This is a genomic window from Thalassolituus marinus (assembly GCF_020320395.1).
GTDB classification, from domain to species: Bacteria; Pseudomonadota; Gammaproteobacteria; order Pseudomonadales; family Oceanobacteraceae; genus Venatoribacter; species Venatoribacter marinus.
This window is the reverse complement of sequence record NZ_JAEDAH010000078.1, coordinates 14,317-24,153: the sequence shown is the minus strand read 5'-3', so window position 1 is coordinate 24,153 and position 9,837 is coordinate 14,317. Positions and strand designations below refer to the sequence as shown.

Genomic DNA, 9,837 nt, shown 5'->3' with positions numbered 1-9,837 from the left:
CAGTTAGTAAACGTCGTGCCTGAAAGATTATCCGCGAAATGTATGTGGTGTTTGTGGGCCCTGATGGCTGCCAAACAGACTACGCCAGAACCAGTTGCTGTCCAGATTCTCCTGACAGCCCACTAACTGACGCTGATAGCTTGCTGCACGACGTTCAACTTTACGCGCAACATCCTTCAGCCACTGCTTCTTCTTATAGGTTCCACGCAGATAGCCCCCCGCACCTTCGTGGTAGGCGAGGTACATACTGTAAGCATCGTGTGGCCGGATTCCCGTGCGTTTTATCGTGCGCGCGTTGTACCAGCCAATAAAATCGACGGCATCCTCGAAATCATCGCGGTCTGCTCCCCATTGCCCGGTACTGCGCATGTACTCTTCCCAGGTTGAATCCAGTGCCTGGGCGTAGCCATACGCTGTTGAAGGACGCGGGCCGGGGATAATCCACAGGTACCATTTTCTTGGTGGGCGATTATCGTCGATAAACTTCGATTCCTGATGAATAAAGGCCATGGTAACCGACTCCGGAATACCATACTTTTTACGTACCGCTTTGGATGCGTTGTACCAGTCATAGTATTCGTCGTAAATCTCACACACATTGTTGATGTTCTTCGGCTGGGGCGTTGAACACCCTGCCAGAACGGCGAACACCATGACTACGAGCGCTGTTTTTATGGCTTTTATCATCCGCCCTGATCCTCTCCACCCGGCTCAGGCCGGAGTAATCCCATGCTCATTCAACAGCGCCAGAAACGCGGCCTCATCCAGAACCTCAACACCCAGCGACTGAGCTTTGGTCAGCTTGGAGCCCGCCTTTTCACCTGCCACCAGGAAACTGGTCTTTGCAGAAACACTACCAGCGACCTTAACGCCGAGCTGCTCCAGCAGTGCCTTTGCATCATCGCGGCTCATGCCACTTTGGGTCAGTGTGCCGGTGATCACCGCCGTTTGCCCTGACAACGGCAGATCGTCAGCCTGAACCGGTTCTTTCTCCTCCCAGTTCACGCCAGCCAGACGCAGCTGCTCAATCACCGTCAGGTTATGGGGCTCGGCAAAGAAGTTGTGAACGTGAGCAGCTACGATGGCACCTACATCGGGTACTTCAATCAGCTGTTCGGTAGTGGCCTTTTCAATACGTTCAAGGAAACCAAAGTGTGACGCCAGTTGATTAGCCGTCACTGTGCCCACTTCACGGATGCCCAGTGCGTAGAGGAAACGCCCCAATGTTGTCTTCTTAGCTTTTTCCAGCGCATCGAGAACATTCTGCGCTGATTTTTCTGCCATACGTTCAAGGCCCGATAACTGCTCCAGCGTCAGATGGAACAAATCATCGACGGAATCGATCAGTCCGGCATCCACCAGCTGATCGATTAACTTATCGCCCAATCCTTCGACGTCCAGCGCCTTGCGCGAGGCAAAGTGTTTAATCGCTTCTTTGCGCTGCGCCGAGCACACCAGACCACCGGTACAACGAGCGACCGCTTCGCCCTCCACCTTTTCTATCAGCGAATCACACACCGGGCAGTGGTCAGGCATTTCAATATCGCGGGCATCGGCCGGACGCTTTTCGGCAACCACCGACACCACCTGCGGAATCACATCACCAGCGCGGCGAATAACCACGGTGTCACCGATTTTTACGCCCAGACGGCTGACTTCATCCATGTTATGCAGCGTAGCGTTAGACACGGTGACACCCGCCACATGCACAGGATTGAGTCGTGCAACCGGGGTTAACGCACCGGTACGTCCCACCTGAAAATCGACATCCAGCAGTTGCGTCATTTCCTCAACCGCCGGGAATTTATAGGCAATCGCCCATCGTGGGGCACGGGCAACAAATCCTAACTGCTGCTGCAGAGCAAGGTTGTTAACTTTAAATACTGTGCCGTCAATTTCGTACGCAAGCCCGTTACGTTTTTCACCAAGCTGTTCGAAAAATGCCTGAGCAGCCTGCAGGCCCTGCACAACCTGCATTTCTTCATTGATGCGAATGCCCCACCCTTTAACCTGCTGAAGAATGCCACTATGGGTATCGGCTAATTGTGCATCTTCACTGGCAACACCGATGCTGTAAGCACAGAATTCCAATGGACGCTTAGCGGTAATTTTCGGGTCCAGCTGGCGCAAAGAACCTGCCGCGGCATTTCTCGGATTGGCAAATACTTTTTCGTCGTTAGCGCGTGCCTTATCGTTGTAGGCCTCGAATCCTGCGCGCGGCATATACACTTCGCCACGAATTTCGATACGGGCCGGTACAGCATCACCCTGTAAACGCAGCGGTACGTTTTTAATGGTGCGCACGTTCTGGGTAATGTCCTCACCCGTCTGGCCATCGCCGCGGGTTGCAGCACGCACCAGTAATCCGGATTCGTACAGCAGACTGACAGCCAGACCATCCAGCTTGGGTTCACACGCCAGTTCAACCTCGTCTGCCGTTTTCAATCGCTCTTGCAGACGCTGATAAAACGCCGCAAATTCTTCGGCATTCATTGCGTTATCGAGGGATAGCATCTGAATTTCGTGCACTACCTGATCAAATTCTTTCAGCGGCTGCGCTCCTACTCGCTGAGTAGGAGAATCTGCTGTGATCAGCTCAGGATATTCTGTTTCCAGCGCCTGCAGTTCGCGCATCAGGCGATCGTACTCGGCATCCGGAATTGAAGGTTCGTCCATCACATAGTAGCGATGATTGTGCTGGTTAATTTCAGCGCGTAATTCTGTAATTCGCTGTTGTGCAGCTTCCTGAGAGTTACTGCTTTCAGAAGTAACAGAGGAGCCCGTTGGCTCCTCTGAAAAAAGATCATTTTGTTCGTTCATACCTGTTTCCTGACGACCTTAATGTGCAGGTCTCATCGGGCAGGCAGCCGTCAACGGCGTGCCTGTTTTTTCTGCGCCAGTTTCTGGCGACGTTCGTATTCCATAATTTGCTGGCGATCATGTTCAATGGTTTGCGGTGTCAGTGCACTGCGAGCGGAATCGTAAAGATCCGCACGTAATTTACGCGCAACCACCAGCGCCATTTCACTCATTGCCTCATAGGCTTCCATCGGCTTTTTCGCACCCGGCAGACTGAGGAAAAAGCTCAGTCCGCGGAAGTGCTGCTGGGCCATCGCTGCCGGCACAAAGATGCCAGGCTCGTAACTCTGGGCGACCGAAAACTGGATAGTGCCTTTACCATCTGCTTCTTCAAAGCGATGGAAAATCTGTTTCTCGCCAAACCGTAAATCACAGCTGTTAAACAGAAACAGAATATCCTTGCCGGCAAAACCGACAGGGTCATGAGCGATACAGTGAATTTCCAGCACCAGCTCTGCCGCCGGTCGATCATCCAGTGATTCCGCAGCAGGGTCGGCAAAGTTAACCGGCTGAGTCACCAGGTTGTCCGGGATATCTTCTACTTCGCGCTCCAGGTGAGGATCACCGGAATCATCGGCGGGGTACTCAGTATGGTACGACGGTTGCTCACTATTCTGATCCTCGTCAGACAAGAGCAAATCGTCCTCCTGATCCGCAACATCCGCCCCGACCGTTTCCATAATCTCTTCAGAGACAGTTTCAACCGGTTCCACTCCGCCACGCTCTTCTGCCGTTGCATAGACTGGCGCAGGCTCTTCCTCGCCCAGCTCTTCAACATCCAGCAACACCGGAACTTCTTCATCAAGATTGACCGGAAGAGCCTTAGGAATCAGTGGTGACTGTGGAATATCCAGATCATGGATTTTTTCTGCCGGTGTCTCTTGCAACGTATCGTTAACGCGCTCCGGGCTGACGACCCGTGCAGGACCGATATCATCTTCCCATGGAATAACCGGTGCCTGTTCGCTGTAGTCGTCATCGTCTCTGGCAGAAAAGTGCAGATCGCTGGCCACAGTTTCTGCAACAGCTTCATCCTCTGATTGTGGTTCAGATTCTTCCTTCACCAGAGGTTCTGGCTGAATAAAGGCTTCAACCACGTCTTCATCCACGACATGGTCGTCTTGCGGGAACGATTCCCGATCACCCACGACACGGAAACCACCGCCAGGCAGTTCAGGGTTATGACCTTCTTCCGGAAATCTGAAGTCGTTACTGACATCCAGCCGTAAGGCTTCAGCCCGGGCTCGACGCATGCGACGAACGCCATCCAGCAGGATAGCGGCCATGGCAATCAGACCAATCAGAATGAGGACGGTGCGCCAGCTCCATTCCATCGCTTAATAAACCTCGTTTAACTCTCTATTTCAGTACCGGAAAACCACTCGATATTGCATCGGTACTGTGAACACTGCATTGCGCCAGAGTGTTACATATTGGCAGGGGCGAATACAGCCCCCCACGCTAAAAATCAGCCATATAGCCGCGCTCTGATCAGGCTTCGATCATTTGCGCAGCCTCTTCCACATCCACCGACACCAGTCGCGATACTCCGGGCTCGTGCATGGTGACGCCCATCAGCTGATCGGCCTTCTCCATGGCAATCTTGTTGTGAGTGATGTAGATAAACTGCACCTTCTCTGACATCGCTTTTACCAGTCGCGCATAACGGCCGACGTTGGCGTCATCAAGCGGAGCATCGACTTCATCCAGCATACAGAATGGCGCCGGATTCAGCTGGAAGATGGAGAACACCAGAGCAATCGCCGTCAGCGCCTTTTCACCACCCGACAGCAGATGAATGGTGCTGTTCTTCTTGCCCGGAGGACGCGCCATAATGGCCACCCCGGTGGTAAGCAGATCTTCGTCGGTCAGTTCCAGGCTGGCATGACCACCACCGAACACTTTCGGGAACAGTTCAGCCAGACCAGCATTCATACGGTCGAAGGTTTCCTGGAAACGCGTGCGGGTTTCGCGGTCAATCTTCTGAATAGCACCTTCCAGAGTACTCAGTGCTTTCTGCAGATCGTCATTCTGAGCATCGAGGTACACCTTACGCTCCGACTGCACCTTATATTCATCAATGGCTGCCAGGTTGATTGCGCCGAGACGCTGAATGCGTTCAGCAATGCGCGCCAGCTCCTGCTGCCAGGCTTCCGCGTCCGCTTCTTCCGGCATCGCTTCCAGTACTTCTTTCAGCGACAGCTTTTCTTCTGCCAGTTGTTCGACCAGCGCTTGTCGGCGAATATCCAGCGCCTGGCATTCCATCCGTACTTTTTCCAGTTCGTTGCGGACTTCCAGCGCCTTTTTCTCGGCATCGGCGCGCGCCTGCTCCAGTTCACGCAAACGAGCGTCAACGGTTTCCAGCGCATGACGAGCGGCCTGCATCGCCTGCTCGGAATTCAGCCGGCGTTCCAGCAGTTCTTCCAGTTCGGCTTTCAGTTCATCCAGATCAGCGCTGTGATCGCGATTCTGATTCGCCAGAATCTGACTGCGGCGTTCATTCAGGCGCTGCATCTGCTGTGCAAGACGCTCGACCGCCTGCTTCAGTCCCTGCTCGCGACTGACCAGTGCCTGTACTTTCAGTTGCAACTGGTGCGAGCGATCCTGATGCTGACGCGCCTCCATACGGCTTTGCTCCAGTAACTGCTGCACACGCAGACGCTCGGCCTGCAGCCGTTCGCGCTCGTCGGTATCGTCGTTGATAGCGCTCATGGCTTCCTGCCATTGCAGGCGCAGTTCTTCCAGCTGCTCACGCTCCAGTGCCTGCAACTGGCGGGTTTCTTCGATTTCGTTATTGAGCTTATCGCTGCGCAGCGCAAATTGTTCCGCCCGCGCCTGCTTGCCCGACAGTTGTGATTTCAGGGTTATCAGACGCTGACTGACCTGCTGTTGTTCGCGCTGAGCCGTATCGCGCTGCTGCTCCAGCGAACGCAGTTTCAGCTGATCGGCTTCCAGGTCGGCTTCCCATTCTTCCACCTGAATATCCAGCTCTTCGATCTGATCGTCGAGCACTTCAAGCTCCTGCTGGCGTGCCAGTAAACCACCCTCACCCTCAGCTGCTCTGGCAACCCGTAACCACTGACGGCCAATCCAGATGCCATCGCGGGTAATGACCGACTCATTCGCAGCCAGGCTATGGCGCATGGCCAGTGCACTGGCCAGATCGTCGGCGACTTTTACCCCGGCCAGCAGTCCACTGATATCCTGGCGACATTGGACCTTACTCAGCAAACTGTCGGCTGCGGCTGACTGGCTTTCGCCTGTCTGTTGTTGCCATAGCGTCAGTTGACCTTCCTTAAAACTACCCAGCCAGTGCTGCGCCGGATCAAGCTGATCGATCATCACTGCCTGCAAATAATCACCAAGCACGGTTTCGACGGCGATTTCCCAGCCATCCGATACCTGTAGCTGCTCAGCCAGACGCGCTTTACGTGCCAGCTGATGGCTTTCCAGCCAGTGACTCACAGCTTCGCTGCTTTGTCCTAATGCGGCTTTCTGCAGCGCATCCAGCGTCGCTTTACGGTTCATCATCTGCTGCAGGCGGGTTTTGCCTTCGTCGAATTCACGCCGGCGCTGCTCCAGACTTTCGCGAGCCGTCAACAGTTGTTCCTGCAGGCTTTCAAAGCGCTCCTGCTGGGATTCGGCCTGCAATTCCTGCTCGCTGACTTCTTCGTTAAGCAGCTGAATTTCTTCCAGCTCCGGATTATCGGCCAGCTCTTCCAGCTCTTGCTGTAGGCGACGCGCCTGCTGATCGAGACGGGTAAGCTGCTGCTCGGTATTCTGAATACGGGTACGCGCCACTTCCGCCTGACGGGTTGGCTCGCTGGCGCGCTGGGTAAAGCTGTCCCACTGATCCTGAAAACGTGCCTGTGCCTCTTCGGCTTCCAGCATGCGTGCAGCGCCCTCTTCTTCGGCGGCCAGCAGCATTTCCATTTCCGGTTCGAGGTGCATGCGTTCTTCACCCACCATTTCCAGCTGTAACTGGTCTTCTTCCAGCGCTTTCTGGCTTTCCAGAATGGCTTTTTCGGCTTCGGCTAAATCCTGATCGAGTTGCAGCGCCAGCTGGCTCTGGTGCTCGATTTTCTGTTCGTGACGGGCAATATGTGCCCCCACTTCGTAGTAGCGGCTCTGGGCAGAATTGAACTGGTCGCTTTTTTCCTGATGCTCAAGACGCAGACCTTCGATTTCCGCATCGGCAGCACGCTGTTCAGCCATATGCGCTTCGAATTGCGTCTGATGACGGGCAATCTGTAACTCACGTGCCTGATAGTCGGCATCCAGTGCCTGCCATTTCAGTGCCTGCAACTGGGCTTTTTTCTCACGTTCCTGCGCTTTCAGCTCTTTATAACGCTCGGCCGCCTGGGCCTGACGATGCAGATGCGCCAGCTGGCGTTCCAGCTCTTCGCGGATATCACTTAACCGTTCAAGGTTCTCGTGGGTGCGGCGCATGCGGTTTTCGGTTTCACGGCGGCGCTCCTTGTACTTGGAAATGCCCGCCGCTTCTTCCACATAAACGCGCAGCTCTTCCGGCTTGGCTTCGATCAGACGCGAGATCATGCCCTGTTCAATAATGGCGTAGGAACGTGGCCCCAGACCGGTACCAAGAAACAGATCGGTGATGTCTTTACGGCGGCATTTGGTGCCGTTCATAAAATAGGTGGACTGACCGTCACGGGTGACCTGACGACGCACGCTGATTTCGTTGTAGCCAGCGTATTCGCCGCGCAAGGTACCATCGGAGTTATCAAACACCAGATCAACACTGGCCTTACTGACAGGTTTACGCTCCGACGAACCATTAAAAATAACATCGGTCATGGCGTCGCCACGCAGGTACTTGGCCGAACTTTCGCCCATCACCCAGCGCACGGCGTCGATGGTGTTGGACTTACCACAGCCATTGGGGCCGACAATACCCGTCATATTGCTGCTGAAAGGAACCGTGGTCGGATCGACAAAGGATTTAAATCCCGCCAGTTTGATGGCTTTTAAGCGCATGTACGGTTTCCTGTTATGACTGTGTGGAGTGATTGTGCAGAGCGCGCAAGACCAGATCGCACTGGTGACTGCCGTATTCTCTGACCAGCTTGCGGATAGTATCTTCATTGCCTGCAGCCGCGGCAGCAATCAGACCGGAAATAAAGTGCCCGGCAAAGCCCGCTTCCTGCGGTGAAAAACGAATAGCCAGCGCCGACGTACGATACAGCGCAGGCTGCATATCCTGCATGATGGTCAGCAGATACTCGTTACCCGCCAGCTGCAGAGCACAGTCCATGACAGCAAAGCCGGCTTCAATGAAGCGATAAGGGTCCTGCTCCGCCGCCAGTTTTTCTGCCATAGCAGCCTTTTCATTCAGCGTTCTGGCTGTTTCATCCGACCAGTTCTGCGCCAGTAATGTCGCCAGCATGGTCAGCAACGTGACATACAGGTCATAGATACTGCGCACACGCACTTCGTTCAGTTCGGAAACAAAAGCCCCACGGCGCGGCAGAATCGTAACCAGATGACATTTTTCCAGCAGCAACAGCGCTTCGCGCACGGAGCCACGGCTGACGTCCAGCGCACTGACCACACGGGCCTCCTGAATCCGTTCACCGGAGCGCATATTGCCGCGAATGATTTCCTGTGAAAGGTAACCGGCTATCCGCGCAGCAAGGCTCTCACCCGCCTCAAATGTCATGACGTACTTACCTGACCTGTAAAAACGCTGAGTGTACCACTCCTGCAGATTGTCGGACAAAGCTCGACCGGGAAGCCTCTGAGGCCGATGGCTCGATTTGTCCTTTTACTACTCAATATCACAATCGTAGGATTGTAGGACAATAAAACAAAAGGAAGACTCAGCCATGACCACCACACCCCAGCACATGCTGTTACTGAAAAAGTACGCTTATCTGCTGATCATCATTCCACCGGCGCTGATTTTTTTATCCGAACAGCTGTGGCTGGCCTTTGGCCATCACAACCTGTTTGCCTTCTCAACCCTGATTTTTGTCTACCTGATGGTACCGGTGATGGATCACATCATTGGTAAAGATGCGGTGAATCCGGATGAAGAAAAGGAAGTGCCCGCACTGTCCGGCCAGCGCTACTATCGCTGGCTGACATTGCTGGTATTGCCACTGCAACTGGTCGCACTGGTGTATGGCGGTTATCTGTTTATGACAACGGACTTCAGCTGGATCGGTGCGATTGGCTGGTTGCTGTCGGTTGGCACCTGCAGTGTGACACTGGCGATTAATGTTGCCCACGAGCTGATCCACAAAGACACCAGAACAGAGCAATGGAGTGGTGGCTTATTACTGGCAACCGTGTGTTATTCCGGTTTTAAGGTTGAGCATATTCGCGGCCATCATGTGCACGTTTCAACGCCCGAGGACGCTTCCTCGTCGCGCTACGGCCAATCGCTGTACCAGTTTCTGCCACATGCGATCGTGCACAACACCGCCAATGCCTGGAAGCTGGAAGCGCAGCGTCTGCGCAAAGCCGGGCACTCACCGTTAAGCTGGCACAATGAGCTGATCTGGTGGAATGTTATCAGTATTGCCTTCGCCGCCATGTTTACGCTGACCTGGGGCTGGATGGGGCTGGTGTACTTCCTGGGCCAGAGTCTGGTCGCCATTACTCTGCTGGAAATCATTAACTATGTTGAGCACTACGGCTTACACCGTCGCAAACTGGATAACGGCCGTTATGAGCGCACAACCATTGAGCACTCCTGGAACAGCAATTACCTGCTGACCAATCTGTTCCTGTTTCAGTTACAGCGCCACTCAGATCACCATGCCAATCCGAAGCGTCGCTATCAGGTACTGCGCCATCATGAAGAGAGTCCGCAGCTACCGAGTGGTTACGCCACCATGGTGGTGCTGGCCCTGCTACCACCACTGTGGTTCCGGGTGATGAACCCGCGCGTTGAACACTACTATCAGGGCGAGGAGCATCAGCTGACGAACGCCAGCTGATCAGCCCGGTTAG

At 54.3% G+C, this 9,837-nt stretch carries 6 protein-coding genes; 1 reads left to right on the top strand and 5 read right to left on the bottom strand.

Features of this window, described 5'->3' with window-relative positions:
* Window positions 1-27 precede the first annotated feature (27 nt).
* From I9W95_RS12530 to I9W95_RS12510, 5 genes are all read right to left on the bottom strand, one after another.
* Window positions 28-687 (bottom strand): transglycosylase SLT domain-containing protein, encoded by a 660-nt coding sequence (locus tag I9W95_RS12530; protein ID WP_225675391.1) that lies wholly within the window; start codon window positions 685-687, stop codon window positions 28-30.
* 24 nt (window positions 688-711) lie between these two features.
* Entirely contained in the window at window positions 712-2,820 is a 2,109-nt protein-coding gene (gene ligA / locus I9W95_RS12525; protein WP_225675389.1) for an NAD-dependent DNA ligase LigA, read from the bottom strand.
* 50 nt (window positions 2,821-2,870) lie between these two features.
* Entirely contained in the window at window positions 2,871-4,193 is a 1,323-nt protein-coding gene (locus tag I9W95_RS12520) for a cell division protein ZipA (RefSeq protein ID WP_225675387.1), read from the bottom strand.
* 157 nt (window positions 4,194-4,350) lie between these two features.
* The gene (gene smc / locus I9W95_RS12515) at window positions 4,351-7,857 is read right to left on the bottom strand and encodes a chromosome segregation protein SMC (protein ID WP_225675385.1); all 3,507 of its coding nucleotides are present in this window, start codon (window positions 7,855-7,857) and stop codon (window positions 4,351-4,353) included.
* Between the two features lie 13 nt (window positions 7,858-7,870).
* Window positions 7,871-8,539: a GntR family transcriptional regulator gene (locus tag I9W95_RS12510; RefSeq protein ID WP_225675383.1), complete on the bottom strand. Its 669-nt coding sequence runs from the start codon at window positions 8,537-8,539 to the stop codon at window positions 7,871-7,873.
* A 166-nt stretch (window positions 8,540-8,705) separates the two neighbouring features.
* Here I9W95_RS12510 and I9W95_RS12505 point away from each other — a divergent pair, with 166 nt between their 5' ends.
* Window positions 8,706-9,824 carry an alkane 1-monooxygenase gene (locus tag I9W95_RS12505; protein ID WP_225675381.1) on the top strand — a complete coding sequence of 373 codons (1,119 nt, stop codon included), beginning with the start codon at window positions 8,706-8,708 and terminating at the stop codon, window positions 9,822-9,824.
* Window positions 9,825-9,837 lie beyond the last annotated feature (13 nt).

Bases quoted from the DNA above. Each gene is read 5' to 3' on its own strand.
- I9W95_RS12530 (WP_225675391.1), bottom strand. From the start codon at position 687: ATGATAAAAGCCATAAAAACAGCGCTCGTAGTCATGGTGTTCGCCGTT.
- I9W95_RS12505 (WP_225675381.1), top strand. From the start codon at position 8,706: ATGACCACCACACCCCAGCACATGCTGTTACTGAAAAAGTACGCTTAT.
- I9W95_RS12520 (WP_225675387.1), bottom strand. From the start codon at position 4,193: ATGGAATGGAGCTGGCGCACCGTCCTCATTCTGATTGGTCTGATTGCC.
- smc (WP_225675385.1), bottom strand. From the start codon at position 7,857: ATGCGCTTAAAAGCCATCAAACTGGCGGGATTTAAATCCTTTGTCGAT.
- I9W95_RS12510 (WP_225675383.1), bottom strand. From the start codon at position 8,539: ATGACATTTGAGGCGGGTGAGAGCCTTGCTGCGCGGATAGCCGGTTAC.
- ligA (WP_225675389.1), bottom strand. From the start codon at position 2,820: ATGAACGAACAAAATGATCTTTTTTCAGAGGAGCCAACGGGCTCCTCT.